We start from the raw sequence: 327 nt of genomic DNA on the forward strand, positions 1-327 counted from the left end.
GAAGGTGAGCTCTGGACGGTGGAGTGTGTGGCTACACGCTGTATCTTTGATTGCAGACAGGCCAATATGGGGGTGGGGTGGAGACATATATAGCGTTGTGAAAATTCGACCAGAGTTGTCACAAGTCCATAATGGTTTTTTGCAAGTGCCATTGGAGTGGGGGCTTCTTGTCGGCTCGATATTTTGGTGCGGGGTTATTCTCCTGATGGGAAGGGGCGTTTATTTCCTCTTTATGAAGAGGCGATACAGTGAAAAAAACTTGGTGCTCGGTGTCGGTTTAGGAGGGGTTATGCTTGTGCACTGTATGTTTGATGGGGTGGTATATCA

The 327-nt window shown here is 48.0% G+C and carries 1 protein-coding gene; it reads left to right on the forward strand.

Features of this window, described 5'->3' with window-relative positions; all coding sequences use genetic code 11:
- Window positions 1-97 precede the first annotated feature (97 nt).
- Window positions 98-327 (forward strand): hypothetical protein (locus A3754_RS26580; protein ID WP_369817592.1); only part of this gene is annotated, 230 nt, incomplete at its 3' end.

This window comes from Alcanivorax sp. HI0083 (assembly GCF_001635175.1).